Below are 23,040 nucleotides of genomic sequence, written 5' to 3'. Positions count from 1 at the left end.
AAATCTCGATCTCGGCGCTCACCTGCGGTCTCCCCTGTCACTTTCTCCAAGTGATATGCGGGAGACCGCGAGAGGTCCAGAACCGATGAGTCAGGCGCGCAGGGCGACGCGCTCTTCGCCAGTGTTTTCAACCGGGGCCGGATCACGCAACACATAGCCACGGCCCCAGACGGTTTCGATATAGGTTTCGCCGCCCGTCGCCTCGCTCAGTTTTTTGCGGAGCTTGCAGATGAAGACGTCGATGATTTTCAGTTCCGGCTCATCCATGCCGCCGTAAAGATGGTTGAGGAACATCTCCTTGGTCAACGTCGTGCCCTTGCGCAGGCTCAGCAATTCGAGCATCTGGTACTCCTTGCCGGTCAGATGCACCTGCTCGCCCTCCACCTCGACCGTCTTGGCATCAAGGTTCACCGCCACCTTGCCGGTGCGGATGATCGACTGGGAATGGCCCTTTGAGCGGCGGATGATGGCATGGATGCGCGCCACCAGCTCCTCGCGATGGAACGGCTTGGTCAGATAATCATCCGCGCCGAACCCGAATCCCTTGAGCTTGCTTTCGGTGTCATCCGCCCCCGACAGGATCAGGATCGGCGTCTCGATCCGTGCAAGGCGCAGCTGGCGCAACACCTCGTGGCCGTTCATGTCGGGCAGCCCGAGATCAAGAAGGATCAGATCATAGTCATAGAGCTTTGCAAGATCGACGCCCTCTTCTCCAAGGTCCGTCGCATAGACATTCAGGTTTGCATGGGTCAGCATCATCTCGATGCTTTTCGAAGTGGCCGGATCATCCTCTACCAGCAGGACACGCATGGCAAACTCCTCGCATAAATCATTTCGATGCGCACCAACCTGAACAAGAATGGTTAATCGCGCGTTACTAATGTGCGATCTTTATCAACTCTCCTTAAAGTTGTCTATATTTTTGCAGCAACGTGGCCTTGAGCGCCTCCACCCCATGCTCGCGCACTGCTACGACCCATTGCTCAAACTCCTCCTCGCTCAGCCCATAGCGGGCCAGCGCCTCGGCCTTGGTAATCAGGCCATAGGCCACACCACGCACCACGGCGGCCTTGCGCGACGCAACCCACCTGCGCGTGTCGGGCGGCGGCAAGTCCGCCTGCGACATGATCCGCCCGTCCGCCAAAGTCACGGTGCGCGGCCCCTCGATCTTGCGTAAGTACATCCCAAACCCTCACTTTCGGCCCATGCTGGCGAAACGGGCTTAACGGGAAATGAAACTGCCTCTTGAGAGTAGGTAAGATTTTCCTATATTCTCGACGACTTCTGAACGGAGAGTCGCCATGGCGCTTGATCAAGACCCACAACTGAACTCGCTCGGCTTTGCCAAGCCCCCTTCCGAAACCCGCGTGGTTGTTGCCATGTCGGGCGGCGTGGATTCTTCGGTCGTGGCGGCCAAGCTGGCCGACGAAGGCTATGACGTGGTTGGCGTGACCCTCCAGCTTTACGATCACGGCGCGGCGCTGGCCAAGAAAGGTGCCTGCTGTGCCGGTATCGACATTCACGACGCCCGCCGCGTGGCCGAGGAAAAGGGCTTTCCGCATTATGTTCTCGACTACGAGAACATCTTTCAGGACGCGGTAATCGACGAATTCGCCGACAGCTACCTCGCTGGCGCAACCCCGGTGCCCTGCATCCGCTGCAACGAGCGCGTCAAGTTCAAGGATCTTCTGGAAACCGCCAAGGATCTTGATGCCGATTGCATGGCCACCGGCCACTATATCCAGCGCAAGATGGGTGCGAACGGCGCGGAACTGCACTCGGCCGCAGATGCGCGCCGCGACCAGTCGTATTTCCTGTTTTCCACCACGCCGGAACAGCTGGATTACCTGCGCTTCCCGCTGGGCCACCTGCCCAACAAGGATGCGACCCGCGCGCTTGCGGCGGAATACGGCCTTGCCGTGGCCGACAAGCCCGACAGCCAGGACATCTGTTTCGTGCCCAATGGCGACTATGCCAGCGTGATCGAGAAACTGCGCCCCGGCGCGGCGGAACCGGGCGAGATCGTTGATCCCACGGGCAAGGTTCTGGGCACCCACGAAGGCGTCATCCATTACACCATCGGCCAGCGGCGCGGCCTTGGCATCGGCGGCCTGTCCGAACCGCTCTATGTGGTGAAACTGGATGTCGACAGCAAACAGGTTGTGGTCGGCCCGAAAGAAATGCTCGCCACGCGCATCGTTCCGGTGCGGGAAATCAACTGGCTGGGCGACGAACCCTTCGAGAGCCGCGAGGCATGGCATCTGTCGGTCAAGGTACGCTCGACCCGCCCGCCGCGCGAAGCGATCATCCGCCCCACCGGGCCGGACACCGCCGAGGTGGAACTCCTGACGCCCGAGGAAGGCATCTCTCCCGGTCAGGCCTGCGTCTTCTATGACACCGACAGCAGCCGCATTTTCGGTGGTGGCTGGATCTGGAAAGGCTGAAAATCTTCTCGAAGATTTTCCATCGGAAAATCCTTCAAGAAGGATTTACCCGCGGTCCCGCACACCATCCAGAACCGCCCGTGCCGCCCGCAATCCGGGGCGTTCCGCGCCACGTCCGATACGTTGCATCGTGACATTCATCGGCCCTACCTGCGCCGATGGGTCTTTCAGAACCTGCAAGACCGCCGGCGCAATGTCTTCGGGCTTGAAGGCAGGGCCAAGGAATTCGGGAATGTCGCGCGTCTCGGACACGAGGTTCACAAGCGTCACCGTATCGATCAGCGCCGCGCGGCTCATGATCTGCCAGCTCAGCCAGCTCATGTCATAGGCAATCACCATGGGCGTCGCATTGGCAGCCAGTTCAAGCGAGACCGTTCCGGAAGCCGCAAGTGCCACATCTGCTGCCCTAAAAGCCGCGCGCTTGGCTGTCAGCGCCGCATCGGTGGGCATACCATTGGGATCAAGGATGATCGGCGCCACGGCCCAAACCGCCGCTTTTTCCCTGACCAGCCCCGCAACAGGGGCCGCCGCAGGCAGCACAACGCGCAGATCAGGTGTCTCGGCCACAAGCCGCGCCACCACCTCGCCAAAACCGGGCATCAACCTGCCGACCTCGCCACGCCTTGAACCGGGCAGCACCAGCAACAAGGGCGCATCACCAATGCCGTGATCCGCGCGAAAGGCGGCCACCTCATCGTCACTCGCAACGGGCTCGGCCACCACCGGATGCCCCACGAAATCACAGCGCATGCCTTCGGCTTCCATGTAGGGTGGCTCGAATGGCAAGAGCGCCAGAACCTGATCAATGACCCGCGCCATTTTGGCGGCCCGCTTTGGCCGCCATGCCCAGACCGAGGGTGCCACGTAATGCACCGTGCGAATGTTGCTTGCGGCTTTCACTTCCTTGGCAACTCGCAGACAGAAATCCGGGCTGTCGATGGTGATCAACACATCGGGCTTGGCCGCCAGAACCGCCTCGGCGGTCTGGTGCATCCTGCGTTTCAGGTGGCGATACTTGGGCAGCACCTCGGCAATGCCCATGACGCTCAACTCGTCCATCGGGAACAGGCTTTGCAACCCCTGCGCCTGCATCAGAGGGCCGCCGACGCCTTCAAAAGTGACACCCGGCACCAATTCCTTCAGCCCCTCCATCAGGGCCCCGCCCAGCCTGTCGCCAGACAATTCTCCGGCGATCAGGAAGACTTTCATCACAGCACCTGCGCGAAAAGGAACAGGCCGGTCTCCTCAAGCGCCGCACGGGTGTCCTCGGGCTGCAGTACCAGCACCTTGCCCGCCGAGACAACGATCCCGTCAAGACCCGCCGCCGCCGCGTTACGCACGGTCTGCGGCCCCACGGCGGGCATATCGACCCGCAGGTCCTGCCCGCGCTTGGGGGCCTTGACCAGCACGCCGCCAATACCGCGCCGCAAATGCGCAGGCGTTTCCCCGACAAAGCGCAACAGGGCATCGGTGCCCTGCAAGGTCTCGATCCCCAGACACAGGCCACCAGCAACAACCGCCCCCTGCCCGACATCCAGCGGCGACAGCGCCAGAAGGATATCCGTGGCCTTCGCCGCATCCGCAAGCTGCGCCTCGCTCGGCTGAGGCCCGCCATAAAGCCCCTCCGGCACTGCCAGCTCGGCCAGTACCTCATGCGCGCCAACCACCTTCATGCCGCGTTCCTCGAACAGCGAGACATAGAAGCGCAACACCGCATCGTCGCCGCTTTGAAACGCGCCCTGCAACTTGGGAAGCAAGGACAGGGTCAGCGGGTCAAAGTCGGCCGGGTTGAACTGCGGACGCGCCATCGCTCCGGCGAAAATCACCTGATCCACACCCTCGCCCAGAAGGTCATCGAACAACACGCCTAGCTTGGCGACATTGTGGGTGCGCAGCGGCGCGGCCATGTCGTGCGCGACACCTTCGAAGACAACGCGCAGCGCATCCGGCCGCGCGTTGGACAGCATGACAGGCAATGCGCCTGCCCCTGCAATAATCGCCAGTTTGCCCATCAGCTATCCTGTCTTAACCCGGTGTCAGGAACGAACGATCGGTGTCCCCAAGGACGAAGTCGACGATCTCCTGCACATAGTCGCTGTCAAACTCGTCTCCCATGCGCTTGGCGCGCTCCTGGAAGGCGCCTTCGCCCTGCGCCATCATCTGGAACGCCGCCCGCAACGCGGTGATGTCCGCACGGCTCACGCCGCGACGCTTGAGCCCTACGAGGTTCAAACCGTCCAGCTTGCCGCGCGGCCCCTGAACGAGACCATAGGGGATCACGTCATTGGTCACCATCGAGACCGCACCAATGATCGCGCCCTTGCCGATGCGCACCCACTGGTGGATGCCCGACAGGCCGCCGATGATCACGTCGTCCTCGATCACGCAGTGCCCGGCCACGGCCGAGGAGTTCACCACGATCACACGGTCACCGATAATGGCGTCATGGGCAATGTGACAGCCCGCCATGAACAGCCCGTCATCGCCGATCTTGGTCACGCCACCACCGCCTTCGGTGCCCGAGTTCATCGTCACGTGCTCGCGAATGCGGTTGCGCTCGCCAATCTCAAGGCGCGATGCCTCACCCTTGAACTTGAGGTCCTGCGGGATCTCGCCAATGACGGCAAAGGGGAACACTACCGTGTCCTTGCCGATCTCGGTGTGCCCGGTCACGACCACATGCGATTTGAGCACCACACCCTCGTGCAACACAACATCGGCACCAATCACGCAGAACGGGCCAACTTCGCTGCCCGCCGCGATCACGGCACCCTCTTCGATCACGGCAGAGGGGTGAACCCTGGCCTCTTCGGAAATCGCCATCTGGGATTACTCCTTGGGCAGGTCCATCATCGCGGTGAATTCGGTCTCGCAGGCCATCTCGCCGTCAACCGTGGCCACGCCCTGGAACTTCCAGACCTTGCCACCTGGCTTGCCACGCACGGTGGTCAGCTTCATCTCGAGCCGATCCCCCGGCACCACCATGCGGCGGAATTTGCATTTGTCGATCGACATGAAATAAACCAGCAGTTCCTTGTCCGCCATGTCCAGCGCCACGCCCACCATCACGGCGGCGGTCTGCGCCATCGCCTCGGCAATGGTCACACCCGGCATGATCGGCTTGCCCGGGAAGTGCCCCTGGAAGTGGGGTTCGTTCATGGTGACGTTCTTGATGCCGGTGGCCGAGCTGTAGCCGTCAATGTCCACGACCTTGTCGACCAGCAGGAAAGGATAACGATGTGGAATGATCCGCTGGATCAGGTCAATATCGGCGGTCTGCAGGGTCTCGGACATCTGTCCCTCCTTTAAGAGAGTATCTTGTTGTTCTGGTTGGTTTAGCCCTAACAATCCGCGCCGGTTTCGGCAAGCAGATCACGGGTTTTCAAGAAGATCCCGACCATCTCCAAGCGCCGCATTCAGTCGCTCGATGGCACGATCCGTAATGTCGATGGCATTGCTCGAGATGAGAACCGTCCGACGCTCAATCAGGATTTCCGCCCGCATCTCGCGCATCAGCTCGGTCAAAACCGGCTGGGCAGCCTGGAAAAAGAGGGCGCGCTGGTCGTCACGGGTTTCCGCAATCGCCCGAGCCTTGCCGTCCTGCTGAACCCGAATGCCCTGAACACGTTCGTCGAAGGCATCCGCAACCGCCCGAAACTCACCCGGCTCCATATCGGCCCGCAACTCGGTCAGGCGTTTCTCTTCCGCTTCCAGTTCGGCTTCGATCTTGCGATTTTCCGCAAGAAGCACCGACTGCCCTGCTTCAACGTCACGGGACACACGAACCCCGAAAGCTGACTCTGCAAACATGCGATCTGAATCCACGGTCAGGATCGGCGTTGCCCGCGGGGCGCCAAATGTCTGGGCCGAAACGGAAACGGCGGCACTCATAAACATGAGCGCCACCGCAATGGTCTTAACAAACCGGAGCATCAAGCCGACCAATCAGAACTGCGCGCTGATCGAGAAGTTGAAGTTTTGATCGCGATCAAAATCTTCTTTTTGCAATGCCTTAGAGAAGTCAAAGCGCAGCGGACCAACTGCCGTATTCCACAGCACCGAGAAGCCAATCACATGGCGAAGGGAGAAGTCGTCCTGGATCAGGTTGGCCGAAGACTGACCCGAGCCCCAAAGCGAACCGACATCGTAGAACAGACCGCCGCGGATACCGTATTCTTCGGGCAAACCAAGCGGGAAATCCGTCTCGAAGCGGGCAGACGCATAGTAGCGCCCACCGACGGCATCATCCTGAGTGCCAGCGACGCGCTCGCGCGGGCCAATGCCGAACGGGTCGAAGCCGCGCAGCTGGCTCTTGCCAAGGAAGAAACGATCCACGGTACGGCTATCGTCGTCCGGGGTATGCAAGACGCCGGCATCAAAGCTGACACGGACACCAACCTCTTCCCGCAGGATTTTGGCTTCGGCAACGGCGCTGAGCGTTGTGCGGACAAAGCTGAAGTCGCCACCCACTCCACCGAAATCCTGGCTAACGTTCAGATAAACGCCACGGTTTGGATCAAGGCCGGTGTTCCGAGTGTCGTACACGTAAGAGTAACCAACCGAGCTGTTGAACACGTCACCGGCATTCGCGTCGGTATCAATGATCGAACCCGCGATTGCATCGGCTGCAGCGACGTTCATCCCGACGCGGCGGGCGGTATAGTTAAGACGAACACGTCCAAACTCGCTCACCGGGAATTCCAGTACGGGCTTGAACTGCAGAATTTCGCTGGTCCAGCGTGTCTCGCTCGATTCCTGATCGCGCAGTGTCAGTTCCAGACCAAACCCGAGATCACGGCCAAGGAAGCTCGGCTCATAGAAGCGGAAGGCATAGTCGCTGATATCCGAAGAAGTCGAGAACGTTAGGTCAACACGCTGTCCACGGCCCAAGAAGTTCTGTTCCGAAAAGCTCACCGCGAGACCGATACCATTGTCGGTCGAATAGGTACCACCGATACGAAGCGAACCGGTCGGCTGTTCGACAACATCAACATCTACGATCACCTGGTCCGGTGCCGATCCCTCGCGCGCGTTCACTTCCGCGGTCTCGAAATAGCCAAGCGCACGGATACGTTCGGCGCTCTCGCGGATTTCGCGGGCGTTGAACGGGTCACCTTCGACAATCCGGAAGCGGTTGCGAACAACGCGGTCCAGTGTCGTGGTGTTACCCTCGATATCGATACGTTCCACGAACACACGCGGCCCACGCTCGATTACGAACTCAACATCCAATGTCAAATCGCGCTCGTTGCGGGTGATACGCGGATCGACACGCAAGAAGTCACGGCCATTGCGGATTGCGAGGCGTTCCATACGCGCGATCGAGTTTTCAACCAACAGGGGCGTGTAAACGACACCCGGCTTGATCTTCAAAGTGTCCAGGTATTCATCAGTATCTACGCCATCCAGAGTCGTCGAGGCCGTTATTTCGCCAAAACGGAACTGCTGTCCTTCCTGGATATTGAAGGTCAGAAAGTATGCATCGCGATCTCGCGCAAGCTCAGCGTTCACACCGGTAATACGGAAGTCGACATAACCACGCGAAAGATAGAAATCGCGCAGAACCTGTTTATCAAACTCTATGCGGTCCTCGACAAAGGTATCGTTCTGGAAAAATGCGCGGAGAATACCAGCTTGCTTGGACGACAGGACGCGGCGCAGACGGCGGTCCGAGTATTGCTTATTGCCTACAAAGCCAATCCGCTCCACCTCCGAAACACCACCCTCGAAGATTTCGAAAACGAGGTCAGCGCGGTTGTCACGCTGGCGGATGATACGCGGGGTAACCCGCGCCGCCACGCGACCGGACTGGTTGTAGCTCTCAGCAATACGCGCGGCGTCCCGTTCGGCGGTTTCGGGGTTCAGAACGTGCCGTGACTTTGATTCCACCAGCGCCAGCAAAGCGTCATCCTTGAGACGTTGGTTGCCTTCGATGCTCACGCGGTTGATGGTTGGGTATTCGACAACGCGGATACGCAGAAGATTGCCGCGCGGCTCCAGTTCGACGCTTTCGAACAGGCCGCTGGCAAGAATGCGTTGGTAGCCTTCGTTCAGAGCGCCGGGACTAATCGATTTGCCCCGTTCGATTCCCGCGTAGTTCAGGATCGCGGCAGATTCGATACGTTGGTTGCCGGTCACATCGATCCGCGTAAACCGATATTCCTGAGCGTTTGCCACCAGTGGCAAAGCCAAGAAAATCGCTGAAACAAAAAGAAAAACAGCAAGATGAAACTTACGAAGCCACGTGGTTTCAACCGCGATGGCCCGAGCGGCAGCTCGATTATGATTTGTCATACCCCAAATCCTGCAGACATATCCCAGTTGAGAAGTGACTAACGGGTCTGGGGCGCGATGTCAAAATGGCATTGCGCGCCAAGGTCGGAACTTGTTGCGGCGTCAAAAGGATAAGGTCCGCAAGGCGGGGAAACCTGCGGACCTTAAGGGGACGGAAAATAAGGGACGTAAGCCCTGATCAGAGAAGACCAAGCGAGCCGAGATAGGCTGCGACCATGAGACCCGCCAAAATCGCAAACGGGAACAGCATACGGTCCCAGTTGATGTCGATCAGCAATCCCAGTGCGCGGTAGCCTTGTGCAATCGTTTGCATGGTTCTTGTCCAGTTCAGGTAACTTCAAAACCGAAGCTAGGAACCAATTGGGGCAAGAATGGGGCAGATTGATGGAACCTCCATGACCCGCCCCGTCATGGTGACCGTTGTCAGGGGCAGCCGATCGTATCGTTGAAGAGGCCGAACATCATCATGGACAGAACGATGAACAGACCCATCGTCATCAACACCTGAACGATCCTGTCGCTGGGCGGACGTCCGGCAACCGCCTCGTAGGCATAGAAAACCAGGTGCCCGCCATCCAGCATCGGGATCGGGAACAGGTTCAACATTCCGATCGCCGCAGACAGCACGCCGATAAAGAAGATAAAGTCGACCAGCCCCTGGCTTGCCATCGCCCCCGATGTTTCCGCGATACCAACGGGTCCGGACAGGTTACAGGTCGAAATCTGGCCGGTGATCATGTGGTAAAGCCCTGATACCGAACCGGAAATGATTTCGCCGGTCTTGGCCACGCCGCCCCAGACCGCCATGCCGAAAGGCAGGGCTTCGGTTGCAGGCATAAAGGCCTCGCCGCCGCCGATACCGATCCGCCAGTAGGTCTTGAACCCGCCGCCCTGCTGCGGCTCATCCACACGACGCGGCACCAGCGTGAACTCCAGCGCCTCGCCTTCGCGCCACACATCCAGCAGCAACGGCTTGCCTTCACCGCTTTCCACGGCGTCTTTCAACTGCGAAAACCCGACGATCTTCTCACCGTCAATCGCGGTGATCACGTCGCCGGCTTCCAGCCCGGAATCAAACGCCGCCGAACGCGGCACAACCCGCCCGACGATGGCCGGATAGAAATACGGACCCTCGACCTCGATCTCGCGCCCGTCACGGTTCACACCATAAAGAATCGGGCTTTCCAGCGGCAGGTCCTCCCAGAGGGAATTCAACGCCGCCCCGTCGTCATCACCCTGCGGCAGGCGAATACCGCCCACCGAAAGGATTTCGTCACCCACCTGCAATTCGCCCGCAGGCGGCGGCAGATCGCGCAGCTCGCCGACGATCAGGCGGTCGCCCACCTGCCCCTGGCTCAGGAACACGGCGGCAAAGATCACGGTCGACAGGATGAAATTGAACACCGGACCGGCCGCAACCGTGGCCGTACGCGCCCACAGGGGCGCCCCGTGCATCGTGTGGCGGCGCTCTTCGTCAGACAGGCCCTGCATCGCGCCTGCGTCCTTGCCCGACGCGGCATTCGCATCGCCCTTGAACTTCACATAGCCACCAAGCGGAATCGCGGCGATCTGCCAGCGCGTGCCGTGCTTGTCGTGACGAGACCACAGAACCGGACCAAAGCCGATGGAGAACACGTCCGCACCGATCCCCGACCAGCGGCCAACGATATAGTGGCCGTATTCGTGGATCGCCACGATCACCGAAAGCGCGATCACAAAGGCGATCAGCACCCAGAAGATGTTTCCAAAACCGGCAATCAGTCCAAAGATATCCACGTTTCGCTCTGCCCTATTTGTTCTGCCATTCGCGCATGACGTCATCCGCCACCTGCCGCGCGAGATGGTCTGTTTCCGAGACGGTATCAAGGGTCATTTCGGCATTATTATGGCGTGGATCGGATGACATTCGCGCGAGAACCTCCTCGACAACCTCTGCCATCTGCAGGAATCCGATGCGCCCCTCGAGGAACCCGTCCAGCGCCCGCTCCTTGGCTGCATTGAACACCGCACCGTTCAGACCGCCCGCCTCAAGCACCTCGTGCGCAAGCCGCAGGGCCGGATAGCGCACCGGATCGGGCGCGCGGAAGGTGAACTGTCCGATACGGGCCAGATCAAGCCGTTCCACCGGCAGGGTCTGGCGTTCGGGCCAATGCAGGGCATAGCCGATGGCATGGCGCATATCGGGCGGGCCAACATGGGCCATCAAGGCCCCGTCGTTGAAACCGACAAGCGCATGGATCATCGATTCCGGATGAACAAGCACCTCGATCATCTCGTGAGAACAGCCAAAGAACTCCTTGGTTTCAATGACTTCCAATGCCTTGTTGAACATGCTGGCGCTGTCGATCGTGATCCGCTGCCCCATGTTCCAGTTCGGGTGGCTCGAGGCCTGTGCCGGCGTGGCGCGCGCCATGTCTTCAAGGCTCCAATCGCGAAACGCCCCGCCACTGGCGGTGATGATGATCCGCTCGACCGCGTCGAAATCTTCGCCCACCAGCCCCTGAAACACCGCCGAATGCTCACTGTCCACCGGCAGGATACGGGCGTCATGCGCCTTGGCCGCGCCCATGATCAGCGGCCCTGCCGTCACCAGCGACTCCTTGTTGGCAAGCGCCAGCGTCGCCCCCTGCTCCAGCGCCCGCAGACCCGGTTTCAGGCCCGCTGCGCCGACGATGGCCGACATCACCCAGTCGGCAGGCCGGTCCGCAGCCTCGGCAATTGCCTCGCCGCCTGCGGCCGCTTCGACACCGCTGCCCTCGAGCGCTGCACGCAGGTCTGGCATCAGTTCGTCATGCGCCGTTACTGCCACATCCGCCCCAAGGCGGCGGGCGTCTTCCGCAAGCTGCGCAATGTTGCGCCCGCCGGTCAGGGCGACCACGTCATAGCTTTCGGGATCGCGCGCGATCAGGTCGATGGTGTTCTGCCCGATCGAGCCCGTCGCCCCGAAAATCGAAACTTTCCGCATTACGGTAATCCTACCAATGCCCCGATCACGACCACCAGAAGCGCAGCCCCCATCATCCCGTCAAACCGGTCCAGCAGACCGCCGTGGCCGGGAATGAGGTTGGAACTGTCTTTGACCCCCGTGCGGCGCTTGATCGCGCTTTCCGCGGCATCGCCCATCTGTGAACAGAAAGACGCCGCAAGGCTCAAGGCAATCACCGCCGGTCCGCCGAAAAAGGCACCCACGATCCCCGCGGCCACCCAGCCACCAGCGGTGCCCGACCATGTTTTCTTGGGCGACACCTTGGGCCAGAACTTCGGGCCACCAACGACCCGCCCCACGAAATAGCCCGCAACATCGGTGGCGACCACCACGAGGATCAGCCAGACAACCCAGTCGATGCCGAACTTGTTGCGCAGAAGCGTGATACCAAAACAGGCCAGCATCAGCCCCGCCGCATAGGCCGCATAAATCCAGCGGTCCCTGGCAATCTGCGAGGCCCCGACAATGGCAGGCGCAACCAGAACCGGCAGAACCGCCTCACCCGGCAGAAACCCGGCCAGCACGATGGCCGCCGCCGTCAGCGCCCCCATCGACACCCGCAACGCGGTCTGCTCCGGGGCAATCATCCGCCCCAGTTCCCAGATCATGCCGCCACCAACAGCCGCCACAAGCAGCGTGAACCAGATACCGCCAAGCCAAAGGCCAACGGCCCCGACGGCCAGCATCACGATCGCCGAAACGACACGCGCGCCAAGGTCTCCCCACTTGCCGTCACTCATGCCTTGACCCCGCCATAGCGCCGTTCGCGGCTGCCATAGGAGGACACCAGCTTGTGGAACACGTCCTTGGTAAAATCGGGCCACAGCGTGTCGATGAATTCGTATTCGGCATAGGCCGACTGCCACAAAAGAAAGTTCGAAATCCGCGCCTCGCCGCTGGTCCGGATCACAAGGTCCGGATCGGGCAGCACGCAGGTATCAAGGTACTTCGGCAGCGTCTCTTCATCGACATCTTCCGGCTTCAGCCGACCATCAGCCACGTCTTGCGCCAGACGCTGGGTGGCGCGGGCCACCTCGTCGCGGCCGCCATAGTTCAGCGCGATGGTCAGGTTCGTGCCCGTGCAATGCGAGGTCAACTCCTCGGCCTCATCCATCAGGGAACGCAGTTTTTCGTCCAGCCGTACACGGTCGCCAATAAAGCGCACACGCACATTCTGGCGCACGAAATCCTGCATTTCCTTCATAATGTAGCGACGGAACAGGCTCATCAGACCGGCCACTTCGGTCTGGGTCCGCTTCCAGTTCTCTGTCGAAAACGCAAATATTGTCAGATACTTGACGCCATTTGCCGGGCAGGCCTCAACGATCTCGCGCACCCGGCGCGCACCGGCATGGTGCCCGAAAAGCCGTGGCCGCCCGCGCGACTGCGCCCAGCGACCATTGCCATCCATGATGATTGCAACGTGACGGGGACCCGCCGCGCCAATGTCTTTGGCTCCCACGTCTCGGTTCCTTCCTGAAAGGCTCAAACCTGCATGATTTCGGCTTGCTTGGTTTCAAGCGCACCATCGACGTTCTTGATGTATTTGTCGGTCAGCTCCTGAACCTCGGCTTCCCAGAGCTTCATGTCGTCTTCCGACATGTTGTCCTTGCCCTTCTTGATCTGATCCATGCCGTCACGACGGATGTTACGGATCGAAACGCGGGCGCTTTCGGCATACTGGGCGGCAACGCGGGCCAGTTCGGCGCGGCGCTCTTCGTTCAGTTCCGGGATCGGCAGCATCACGATGGTGCCGTTGGTCTGCGGGTTGATGCCCAGACCCGAGTTCATGATCGCCTTCTCAACCGCGCTGACCAGCGACTTGTCCCAGACGTTGATCGTGACCATGCGCGGCTCGGGCACGTTGACGGTACCCACCTGGTTGATCGGCGTGCGCTGGCCATAGGCTTCCACGGTGACCGGCTCTAGGATCGACGCAGAAGCGCGGCCCGTCCGCAACGAGGCGAATTCGGTTTTCAGGGCGCTCATCGCACCTTCCATGCGGCGGTTCAGATCGTCGGTATCAAGTTCAAATTCTTCAGACATCGTATTGCTCTTGTCGTTGTGCGGCGCAAAGGCCGGTTTCATCACGTAGTCTAACGGCTTCAGCCGACCTTTGTATAGGTGCCCTTGCCCGCCAGAATTCCCCGGAAACCACCCGGCTCATCCAGCGAGAACACGATCAGAGGCAGGTTGTTGTCACGCGCCAGCGCAATGGCGCTCGCATCCATGACCTTCAGGCGCTTGGCCAGTACGTCGTCATAGCTCACGCTGTCATAACGCACTGCGTCGGCATGTTCCTTGGGGTCTTTGTCGTAAACACCGTCCACGCCGTTCTTGCCCATGAAGATCGCCTCGCAGGCCATCTCGTTGGCACGCAGGGTCGCGGCGGTGTCGGTGGTGAAATAGGGGTTCCCGGTGCCGGCGGCAAAGATGCAGACACGCTTTTTCTCAAGGTGGCGCACGGCGCGGCGGCGGATGTAGGGTTCACAGACCTCATCCATGCGAATGGCCGAGATCACGCGGGTAAAGACGCCAACGCCCTCCAGCGCCGACTGCATCGCCAGCGCGTTCATCACCGTTGCCAGCATTCCCATATAGTCTGCCGTGGTGCGCTCCATGCCCTGAGCCGAGCCGCTGAGACCGCGGAAGATGTTGCCGCCGCCGATCACCATGCAGATTTCCACGCCAAGCTCGTGAACGCGTTTGACCTCTTCGGCGATCCGCTGGACCGTCGGCGGATGCAGGCCAAAGCCCTGGTCCCCCATCAACGCCTCCCCCGAAATCTTAAGCATCACACGATTGAACTTGGTTTCGGATTCGGGCGCCGCGTCGGTCATATTGCACTCCATCTGCGCAAAGATTTAGGATTGCGCGCAAAATGTCGGAAAACACCGTCGGGTTCAATGCGCGATATGCACGTGCGCGGGCTCTGGCACAGAAAAACTCGAGGCGTCGATGCGCAACCTGCCCCCCATATCCCCGGACCAGCCGGTCTTGATCGCCGGTCCAACCGCCAGCGGCAAAAGTGCGCTGGCGCTGGAAATCGCGGAAACGCAGGGCGGCGTGATCGTCAATGCCGATGCCATTCAGGTCTATGAAAACTGGCGCATCCTGACCGCGCGGCCCTCGGAAGAAGACGAATCGCGCGCGCCTCACGCGCTTTATGGACACATCGCACATGATGCCGAGTATTCCGTGGGCCACTGGCTGCGCGAGGTCGCCCCGCTTCTCACTGGCGACCAGCGTCCGATCATCACCGGCGGCACCGGCCTTTATTTCACGGCCCTTACACAGGGTCTGGCCGACATCCCGGCAACCCCGCCCGAAATCCGCGCCGAGGCAGACGCACGCGTCGCCGAGGACGGTTTCGAATCCCTCCTTGCCGAACTCGATCCCGAAACCGCCGCGCGAATCGACCAGTTGAACCCGATGCGCGTTCAACGTGCCTGGGAAGTGCTGCGCGCCACCGGACAACCGCTTGCCGCATGGCAAGACAACACCCCTGCCCCTCTGCTGCCCGAGGCCGCCTGTGTGCCCATCCTGTTTGACGTCGACAAAGACTGGCTGAACGACCGCATCGCCCGGCGGTTTGATCTCATGATCGAATTGGGGGCCCTTGAAGAAGCCCGCGCGAATCTCCCTATCTGGAACCCCAAACACCTGTCTGCCAAGGCAATTGGCGCCCCCGAGCTGATGGCCCACCTCAACGGCGAACTGGATTTGGACACAGCCTGTGAACGCGCCACCATTGCCACCCGACAGTTCGCCAAGCGGCAACGCACGTGGTTCCGCTCAAAAATGAAGACTTGGGCAAGATATCGCCCGGATCAGGCCACGTGACGTGAATTAACGCTTGCCGGAATCGAACCTGCCTGTCATTCCTTGCCTTCGATGACGGACAGAAGTTTACATATTCCATCATTCATGACACGCACGGCACATGGGGATAAGCCGCGCGCTGTTATCCGGGAAACCCTTGATGTTGCGGCCAATTCGCAACCCGCTCCGGTGCAGCCGCACGCCACATCCGGCATCCAGGTCATGACCCTCGCACAGCTCACGCTGGGCGGCCCCTGGCAGCTGGAACAGCTGCATGTCCGCGATCATCACCTGTTTCTCTGGATCACTCGTGGACAGGGCAGAATCCTGCTGCATGGCCTGCGCCGCGGCTATGGTGCGCATAACGCGATCTTCGTGCCTGCGGGCAAGCTTTTGTCGATGGAAGCCGGTCGCCATGTTCAGGGTCAGGCACTGGTCATTCCTGCCGACGGGCGCGTCAACCTGCCCGACCGCACCCACCAACTGCGCATTCAGGACGGCCTCGCACAGGCCGAACTGACCGGTCTGTTCGATGACCTGCGCCGCGAAATCCACGAAAATCGTCCCCTGCTGACCGAGGCCCTGACCGCGGTGGCCTCGCTCGTGTCGATCTGGCTGCGCCGTCAGATGCAGATTGCAGGGCCAGCAGGGCGCGCCACCGCCGCCGAACGCATCGTGCGCCGGTTTTCCGATCTCCTGTCCGAGGATTTCCGCTCGGGCCGCCCGATGGCCGCCTATGCCGAAGACCTCGACATCACCCCGACTCACCTGACGCGGGTCTGCCGCCAATGCGCCGGCCTGACCGCTGCTGACATGCTCAACCAGATGATCCAGCATGAGGCCCGCACCCTCCTGACCCGCTCGGACCTGCCGATGAACGAAATCGCAGACCGTCTCGGCTTTGGCAGCGCCGCCTATTTTTCGCGTTTCAGCCAACAACACTTCGGCGCAGCCCCAAGCCAGATTCGAAAGACCGCCCAGCACGGCAGCTGATCACCGGTTTGTGAGTGTGGCAGTCAGTTTTCGACACCGCATATGTCGTTTTTTGTCACGTTTATGCCGATAGAGAACATTGACGGCGCGTCCATTCTGGTGCCGAATGGGGGTCCGAAGATCCGATCTGGCCTTATCGGCCCGATGCTAAACAACAATAAACGTTCATTTTCGGATCGGTGAACGCATCCAACGGGGGATACATGACGCCAGCTCTCGCAAGCGCACTTCTTGTCCTGACCTTTTTTGCCGCCGCTGCCGCCTTACCGCGCCGCGAGCTTCAGAGAGTAGCCGTTTCCCAAAAACACTAATGGAACTATGCAACGGGCCTGCATCTCCTCGCAGGGCCGTCGATTTCGCTTCGGACCCCTTCGCCCATCAGGGCGCAAGACCAACGACAAGGCATAACGGGTCCGGCCCAACCACAACTGGAACAGACCGACAGGGGATCAAATGGGACTGTTTATTCTAAGGCGGGTTGGCATGATGATTGTCACGGCACTATGCCTGACGTTCATCGTGTTCTTCATGACCAACCTCTATCCCAACCTCGAGAAACTCGCGAAAACGCAGGGCAACTTCCGTATGTCCGACGAAGCGGTTGCGAGCTACCTCGAAGACCGTGGCTATCTTCAGGCCACACCCATCAAATACGCGCAGTGGCTTGGCCTCATGCCCGGCCACCGTACCGTCAAGGAAGACGGTTCGCTTGTCGGCAAGTGTGTCCGTCCCGGCGTCGCGCCGGAAGACACGCCGCGCTACTGCGGTATCCTTCAGGGCGACTGGGGCTTTTCGACGGTGTCCAAGGCACCGGTGTCCGACGTTCTCGGTTCGCGTCTTGCCAGTACCGGCAAGCTGATGTTCTGGGTCATGGTCGTCATGGTGCCCTCAGCCCTCATCATCGGTGTTCTCGCCGGTATGCGTGAAGGCAGCGGCACCGACCGGACCCTGTCGACCTTCTCGATCCTGTCGACCGCGACGCCGGAATACGTCTCCGGTGTTATCTTCATCGCGCTTCTGGCCTCGACCCGCTTCGGTCTCGGCCCGATCCTGCATGAATGGGGTCTGATCGAGGGCAAGGCCCTGTTCAAAGGCACGGCGAAATCCGCGATGGACAACGCCACGCTCCAGAACTTCACCCTGCCCGTTATCACGATTGCGCTCTACGGCATGGGCTACATCGCCCGCATGACCCGCGCCTCGATGGCCGAGGTCATGACCGCACAGTACATCCGGACGGCACGTCTCAAGGGCGTCAGCTTCCGCAACATCGTGATGAAACACGCCCTGCGCAACGCGCTGATCGCACCCTTCACCGTCATCATGCTTCAGTTCCCCTGGCTGCTGAACGGCGTGGTGATCGTGGAAACGCTGTTCTCCTACCCCGGCTTCGGCTTCCAGCTGGTGACGGCGGCAGGCAACAACGACATCGAAATGCTCCTTGCGGTTTCGGTGGTGTCGGTGGCCGTGGTTCTGTTCACACAGCTGATCTCGGATATCGGCTATGTTTACCTCAACCCGCGTATCCGCATTTCCTAAGGAGGCCTGATCATGGAAAAACTGACTTGGACTGGCTCCGTAGGAACCGTACTCGACCCGATCTTCAGCATCATCGCGGTGATCTTCATCGTCGCGGTCGCGCTTCAGATCGTGTCGTCCTTCATCTTCAAACCGGCAGCGGTCATCACCAATGCTGACGGCACCCTGAGCGCCGGGAGCGGCCCGATCGAACTGATCACCAGGGTCTCGAAATACAGCCTCCTTGGCCTGATCGCGCTGGCAGTGCTCTACATCATCGCCGGTATGGTCATGCCCTTCGGCAAGGCCGGCATCATCGGCGCGATGGCTGCCCGCTTCTCGCCGGTCTGGCTGGCCCTCTTCGTGACCTTCATCCTGTCGATCGTCTACAAGCGCAAACTGGGCCTCTACGGCAAGCTGTTTGACTCGACCATCGGCATGATCGGCTTTGGCCTGGTGATGTTCTGGGTCTACACCGCGATCTTCTCGGGCGTCTTCGACATGATTGCGACCCACGACCCGCTGACCCAGGTCTCGGGCATGAAGAACAAGGTCCCCGGCACCCCGATGCGCGGCGCAGACGCGGCTGAATGCGGTACCGCCTGCTGGTATATCCTCGGCGGCGACAACCTCGCCCGCGACGTCTTCTCCCGCATGGTGGAAGGCTCGTGGATCGTGATCCGCATCGCGCCTCTGGCGACGCTCTTTGCCTTCATGGTCGGCATCACGCTGGGCCTTCCGGCAGGCTACTTCGGTGGCCGTCTGGACACCGGCCTGTCGTTCCTCGCAAACCTGATCCTCGCCTTCCCGGTGATCCTGCTGTTCTACCTGCTGGTGACCCCCGAGATCGTTGCAACCGGCATCCCGTCCTTCATGGCGATGGTGCTGTTCGTCTTCCCGATCATCTTCGTCGGCGTCCTGATCAACTCGCGCTACTACACACGTCCGCGTGTCAGAACACCGCTTCTTGCGGGGATCATGGTGGTGATGGTCTGGATCTACCTGTCGCTGATCTCGGCGCCGGGCACGGTCATCAACATCCTGCCGTCCTCGATGGACCTGTTCGATATCCCCGGTGGTATCCTCGTGGTCTTCGTCTCGGTGGTCTTCGTCAACTCGCCCACCGTGTTCCGCATCGTGCGTGGCCTCGCGCTGGACATCCAGACGCGTGACTACGTGGCAGCGGCGCAAACCCGTGGCGAGGGTCCGTGGTACATCATGCTCTGGGAGATCCTGCCCAACGCACGTGGTCCGCTGATCGTCGATTTCTGCCTGCGTATTGGCTACACCACCATCCTTCTGGGGACCTTGGGCTTCTTCGGCCTGGGTCTGCCGCCGGAAAGCCCGGACTGGGGGACCACGATCAATGACGGCCGTAAACTGCTGTCGATCTATCCGCACCCCGCGCTGGTTCCGGCCTTCTCGCTGCTGAGCCTGGTGCTGGGTCTGAACCTCCTGGCCGACGGTCTGCGCGAAGAGTCCCTGCGCGACTGATGAACCCCGTGTGGGACCGGCCCCGCGCCGGTCCCCGGACAACGAACAATCATCGGGGTCAACACCCCACCGCTCCAACAGGGAGACTGGAACATGAGTAAAATGGCAGATTACGACGGCCCGATCCTCGAGATCGATCGCCTGTCTATCTCCTTCTTCACGCGCCTGCGTGAAATCCCGGCCGTGATGGACTTCTCGGTCCGCGTGATGCCCGGCGAAGCCGTTGGCCTCGTTGGTGAATCCGGCTGCGGCAAATCCACCGTGGCCCTTGGCGTCATGCAGGACCTTGGCAAGAACGGCCGTATCGTCGGCGGCAACATCAAGTTCAAGGGCCGCGACCTCGCCGACTTCACCCCCGAGGAACTGCGCGATGTGCGCGGCAACGAGATCGCGATGATCTATCAGGAACCGATGGCCTCGCTGAACCCGGCGATGAAAATCGGCAAACAGCTGATGGAAGTGCCGATGATCCACGAAGGCGTCAGCGCCGAAGAGGCCTATGCCCGCGCGCTGGAAGTGGTGACAGACGTGCGCCTGCCCGACCCGGAGCGCATGCTGAACTCCTTCCCGCACCAGCTTTCTGGTGGCCAGCAGCAGCGGATCGTCATCGCCATGGCGTTGATGTCGAAACCCTCGCTGCTGATCCTCGACGAACCGACCACCGCGCTCGACGTGACGGTCGAGGCCGCCGTGGTCGAACTGGTCAAGGACCTCGGCAAGAAATACGGCACCTCGATGCTCTTCATCTCGCACAACCTCGGTCTGGTTCTGGAAACCTGCGACCGTCTCTGCGTGATGTACTCGGGCGAAGCCGTGGAACGCGGCTCTATCGAAGATGTTTTCGACAACATGCAGCACCCCTATACACAGGCGCTGTTCCGCTCGATCCCGTTGCCGGGTGCCGACAAGAACGCCCGCCCGCTGGTGGCGATCCGCGGCAACTTCCCCCTGCCCCACGAGCGGCCACCGGGCTGTAACTTCGGCCCGCGCTGCGACTATTTCGAAGAGGGTCGCTGCGACGCTCAAGACATTCCGATGGAGGCCGTGGAAGGGTTCGAACGCCACACCACGCGCTGCCTGAAGTACAAGGAAATCGACTGGAACGCGCCGATCCAGGTGGGCGAACAGAAGGAAAAGGCCGAAGTCGGCAAGGTTGTCCTCAAGATGGACAACCTCAAGAAATACTACGAGGTGGCGGCCAACGCGATCTTCGGCGGCGGCGCCAAGAAAGTGGTCAAGGCCAACGAAACCCTCTCGTTCGAAGCCCGCGAATCCGAAACCCTCGCCATCGTGGGGGAATCCGGTTGCGGCAAGTCGACCTTCGCCAAGGTGCTCATGGGTCTTGAAACCGCGACCGACGGTCAGATCCTGCTCGACAACAACAACATCGAACAGACACCGATCGAAGCCCGCGACACCAAGACCGTCGCCGATGTCCAGATGGTCTTCCAGAACCCGTTTGACACGCTGAACCCCTCGATGACGGTGGGCCGCCAGATCATGCGCGCGCTGGAAATCTTCGGCATCGGCAACAGCGAAGCCGAACGCCGCGCCCGTATGCTGGAACTGCTCGACCTCGTGAAACTGCCGCGCGCCTTTGCCGACCGCATGCCGCGCCAGCTTTCGGGGGGTCAGAAACAGCGTGTCGGCATCGCCCGCGCCTTTGCCGGCGGCGCCCGCATCGTTGTGGCCGATGAACCGGTCTCGGCGCTCGACGTGTCGGTTCAGGCCGCCGTGACCGACCTCCTGATGGAGATCCAGCGCGAAGAGAAGACAACCCTTCTCTTCATCAGCCACGACCTCTCGATCGTGCGCTATCTCTCGGATCGCGTCATGGTGATGTACCTTGGCCACGTGGTGGAACTCGGCACGACCGATCAGGTCTTCGCGCCGCCCTACCACCCCTATACCGAGGCGCTCCTGTCGGCGGTGCCCATCGCGGACACCTCGATCGAGAAACAACACATCGTTCTCGAAGGCGACATCCCCTCGGCCATGTCACCACCCCCGGGCTGCCCCTTCCAGACGCGCTGCCGCTGGAAAAGCGAGGTCCCCGGCGGTCTCTGCGAGAAAGAGGTGCCCCCGGTCCAGACCCTGGCCGACGGCCACCAGGTCAAGTGCCACCTCGCCGAAGACGTGCTCGAACGCATGGAACCGGTCATCAAGATCGCGGCTGAATAAACAAGCCGAAACACAACAAGGGGCCGGACAACCGGCCCCTTTTCTTTTTTGATCCCGTCAAATCAGGCTGCCCCCATGTCACGCTTTGCCCCCCTGCCCGATCCACCCTATTACGCCGTCATCTTCACCGTCCAACGCACCGAGGGCGATCTCGGTTATGGCGCGATGGCGGATGAAATGGTGAGACTGGCCAAGGCACAACCCGGCTACATCGGCGTGGAAACCACCCGCGACGAAACCGGCCTCGGCATCACCGTGAGCTATTGGCAGGACGAAGCCAGCCTCCTGGCCTGGAAAGACGTCGCCCAGCACCTCCTGGCCCAGAAACTCGGCAAGACCCGCTGGTACGATCACTACACCCTACGCGTCGCCAAGGTTGAACGGGCTTATGACGGGCCAGAAGGGCGTTAGTGCCTGGCTTCCTTTTCTGGCATGGCCCGTGTTCCCTTGCACTTTGGATAGCGTGCGCAGCCAAGAAACCGCGCCCCACTTTGTCGATTGGTTCTTTCGCGCATTTTCGCGCCACACCGCGGACATGAAATCGTGTCTTGTTGCCGCTGAGCGCGCCTCTCGTTTGCATGGGCCACATGCGCCACGCGAGTCTTGCGCCCCGGTTGCAGTGCCGCACGTTCAAGCTTTCTTTGCAGCGAAAGAACCTGCGCTTCAGAGAAAACGATTTTCCTTCGCAGTCTGATGGCGTCGGCCAAACCGCCAGAGCCAAGTACAACCGACGCAGGCATCAATGTCTTAAACTCTGCGTCGCCGACAAACACGACAAGACCATGCAGATGATCTGGTGGCACATCCGTTATCTTTTCAACAGCTTTGATGTGCAGGTAGTTTTGTCTAAGCGGGTTTTGAAAACGTCGCTTTCTCTTGTAGTGGACCTGCGTCCATTCGCTTTGATCAGCACCTCCAAAAATCCACCCGGCCCAGTTCTTTGTCTCGATCACAAAGATACCGAAACGCGATAGAACGACGTGGTCGATCTGGGTTGTTCCCCTGTCGGTCGGAAGTGTTAGATCATTGAGAACATGGTATTCTTCAGGATTCAGGCGCCACGCCAACCCGCGTTTCACAGTCGCTTCACCGACCCATCCCCGGCCACTGGGCGTGCGAAGATACCATCTCCCAACAAGAACCGCCCCAAGGACAAACAGCAGAACAACGCTTTCCATAAAATCAAGCTTTCCTAAATGGCATGGCACACTTCGTAAATGGCGCTAAGTCGCGCCTACCAAATACCTCGCTGCGCTTTTCTTCTAGAAGAAAAGCCCGACATCAGAAATTTCGAGAAATTTCTGTCCT

At 60.5% G+C, this 23,040-nt stretch carries 23 protein-coding genes; 7 read left to right on the top strand and 16 right to left on the bottom strand.

Annotation, left to right across the window (positions count from 1 at the left end; genetic code table 11):
• Positions 1-90 precede the first annotated feature (90 nt).
• Complete coding sequence (gene ctrA, locus NNA36_RS08730) at positions 91-810, bottom strand: response regulator transcription factor CtrA (protein WP_255106397.1); 720 nt, start codon at positions 808-810, stop codon at positions 91-93.
• A gap of 94 nt (positions 811-904) precedes the next feature.
• Entirely contained in the window at positions 905-1,183 is a 279-nt protein-coding gene (locus NNA36_RS08725; protein WP_255106394.1) for a DUF1153 domain-containing protein, read from the bottom strand.
• 118 nt (positions 1,184-1,301) lie between these two features.
• Between NNA36_RS08725 and mnmA the strand changes: the two genes are divergently transcribed.
• Positions 1,302-2,444, top strand: a complete 1,143-nt coding sequence (gene mnmA, locus NNA36_RS08720; RefSeq protein ID WP_255106391.1) for a tRNA 2-thiouridine(34) synthase MnmA — start codon at positions 1,302-1,304, stop codon at positions 2,442-2,444.
• A 45-nt stretch (positions 2,445-2,489) separates the two neighbouring features.
• Here mnmA and lpxB read toward each other — a convergent pair whose 3' ends face one another.
• The 13 genes from lpxB to pyrH all read right to left on the bottom strand — a co-directional run bounded on the left by lpxB (position 2,490) and on the right by pyrH (position 14,564).
• Positions 2,490-3,653 carry a lipid-A-disaccharide synthase gene (gene lpxB / locus NNA36_RS08715; RefSeq protein WP_255106389.1) on the bottom strand — a complete coding sequence of 388 codons (1,164 nt, stop codon included), beginning with the start codon at positions 3,651-3,653 and terminating at the stop codon, positions 2,490-2,492.
• Positions 3,653-4,456: an LpxI family protein gene (locus NNA36_RS08710; protein ID WP_255106386.1), complete on the bottom strand. Its 804-nt coding sequence runs from the start codon at positions 4,454-4,456 to the stop codon at positions 3,653-3,655. Before NNA36_RS08710 ends, lpxB begins: the two co-directional genes overlap by 1 nt.
• A 13-nt stretch (positions 4,457-4,469) precedes the next feature.
• Positions 4,470-5,267, bottom strand: coding sequence for an acyl-ACP--UDP-N-acetylglucosamine O-acyltransferase (gene lpxA, locus NNA36_RS08705; protein WP_255106383.1), 798 nt, complete (start codon positions 5,265-5,267; stop codon positions 4,470-4,472).
• 6 nt (positions 5,268-5,273) lie between these two features.
• On the bottom strand, positions 5,274-5,738 hold the full coding sequence (fabZ, locus tag NNA36_RS08700) for a 3-hydroxyacyl-ACP dehydratase FabZ (RefSeq protein ID WP_255106381.1): 465 nt from the start codon (positions 5,736-5,738) through the stop codon (positions 5,274-5,276).
• Between the two features lie 78 nt (positions 5,739-5,816).
• The gene (locus NNA36_RS08695) at positions 5,817-6,341 is read right to left on the bottom strand and encodes an OmpH family outer membrane protein (protein WP_255106378.1); all 525 of its coding nucleotides are present in this window, start codon (positions 6,339-6,341) and stop codon (positions 5,817-5,819) included.
• Positions 6,342-6,389: 48 nt separating this feature from the next.
• Positions 6,390-8,636: an outer membrane protein assembly factor BamA gene (gene bamA / locus NNA36_RS08690; RefSeq protein ID WP_255106375.1), complete on the bottom strand. Its 2,247-nt coding sequence runs from the start codon at positions 8,634-8,636 to the stop codon at positions 6,390-6,392.
• Positions 8,637-8,916: 280 nt separating this feature from the next.
• Complete coding sequence (locus NNA36_RS08685) at positions 8,917-9,051, bottom strand: hypothetical protein (protein WP_255106373.1); 135 nt, start codon at positions 9,049-9,051, stop codon at positions 8,917-8,919.
• A 110-nt stretch (positions 9,052-9,161) separates the two neighbouring features.
• Entirely contained in the window at positions 9,162-10,514 is a 1,353-nt protein-coding gene (gene rseP, locus NNA36_RS08680; RefSeq protein ID WP_255106370.1) for an RIP metalloprotease RseP, read from the bottom strand.
• Positions 10,515-10,527: 13 nt separating this feature from the next.
• Positions 10,528-11,703 carry a 1-deoxy-D-xylulose-5-phosphate reductoisomerase gene (dxr, locus tag NNA36_RS08675; protein ID WP_255106367.1) on the bottom strand — a complete coding sequence of 392 codons (1,176 nt, stop codon included), beginning with the start codon at positions 11,701-11,703 and terminating at the stop codon, positions 10,528-10,530.
• Complete coding sequence (locus NNA36_RS08670) at positions 11,703-12,464, bottom strand: phosphatidate cytidylyltransferase (protein WP_255106364.1); 762 nt, start codon at positions 12,462-12,464, stop codon at positions 11,703-11,705. Before NNA36_RS08670 ends, dxr begins: the two co-directional genes overlap by 1 nt.
• Entirely contained in the window at positions 12,461-13,186 is a 726-nt protein-coding gene (locus NNA36_RS08665) for an isoprenyl transferase (RefSeq protein ID WP_255106361.1), read from the bottom strand. Before NNA36_RS08665 ends, NNA36_RS08670 begins: the two co-directional genes overlap by 4 nt.
• Positions 13,187-13,209: 23 nt before the next feature.
• Positions 13,210-13,770 carry a ribosome recycling factor gene (frr, locus tag NNA36_RS08660; protein WP_255106358.1) on the bottom strand — a complete coding sequence of 187 codons (561 nt, stop codon included), beginning with the start codon at positions 13,768-13,770 and terminating at the stop codon, positions 13,210-13,212.
• 59 nt (positions 13,771-13,829) lie between these two features.
• A complete protein-coding gene (gene pyrH, locus NNA36_RS08655; protein WP_255106357.1) occupies positions 13,830-14,564 on the bottom strand; it encodes a UMP kinase in 735 nt (244 codons plus the stop codon).
• Positions 14,565-14,682: 118 nt separating this feature from the next.
• Here pyrH and miaA point away from each other — a divergent pair, with 118 nt between their 5' ends.
• The 6 genes from miaA (at position 14,683) to NNA36_RS08625 (ending at position 22,143) form a co-directional block, all read left to right on the top strand.
• Positions 14,683-15,567 (top strand): tRNA (adenosine(37)-N6)-dimethylallyltransferase MiaA, encoded by an 885-nt coding sequence (gene miaA, locus NNA36_RS08650; protein ID WP_255106356.1) that lies wholly within the window; start codon positions 14,683-14,685, stop codon positions 15,565-15,567.
• Positions 15,568-15,651: 84 nt separating this feature from the next.
• On the top strand, positions 15,652-16,539 hold the full coding sequence (locus tag NNA36_RS08645; RefSeq protein WP_255106355.1) for an AraC family transcriptional regulator: 888 nt from the start codon (positions 15,652-15,654) through the stop codon (positions 16,537-16,539).
• 453 nt (positions 16,540-16,992) lie between these two features.
• Complete coding sequence (locus tag NNA36_RS08640) at positions 16,993-18,078, top strand: ABC transporter permease (protein ID WP_255106354.1); 1,086 nt, start codon at positions 16,993-16,995, stop codon at positions 18,076-18,078.
• 12 nt (positions 18,079-18,090) lie between these two features.
• Positions 18,091-19,551 carry an ABC transporter permease gene (locus NNA36_RS08635; protein ID WP_255106353.1) on the top strand — a complete coding sequence of 487 codons (1,461 nt, stop codon included), beginning with the start codon at positions 18,091-18,093 and terminating at the stop codon, positions 19,549-19,551.
• A gap of 93 nt (positions 19,552-19,644) precedes the next feature.
• Complete coding sequence (locus NNA36_RS08630; protein ID WP_255106352.1) at positions 19,645-21,732, top strand: ABC transporter ATP-binding protein; 2,088 nt, start codon at positions 19,645-19,647, stop codon at positions 21,730-21,732.
• A 75-nt stretch (positions 21,733-21,807) separates the two neighbouring features.
• On the top strand, positions 21,808-22,143 hold the full coding sequence (locus NNA36_RS08625; RefSeq protein ID WP_255106351.1) for an antibiotic biosynthesis monooxygenase: 336 nt from the start codon (positions 21,808-21,810) through the stop codon (positions 22,141-22,143).
• On the opposite strand, the gene NNA36_RS08620 is transcribed toward NNA36_RS08625, so the two are convergent.
• Entirely contained in the window at positions 22,140-22,910 is a 771-nt protein-coding gene (locus NNA36_RS08620) for a nuclease-related domain-containing protein (RefSeq protein ID WP_255106349.1), read from the bottom strand. The genes NNA36_RS08625 and NNA36_RS08620 overlap by 4 nt on opposite strands.
• Positions 22,911-23,040: the final 130 nt, after the last annotated feature.

The organism is Shimia sp. CNT1-13L.2 (genome assembly GCF_024331145.1).
Lineage (GTDB): Bacteria > Pseudomonadota > Alphaproteobacteria > Rhodobacterales > Rhodobacteraceae > Shimia.
This window is presented reverse-complemented; position numbering and strand designations above follow the sequence as displayed.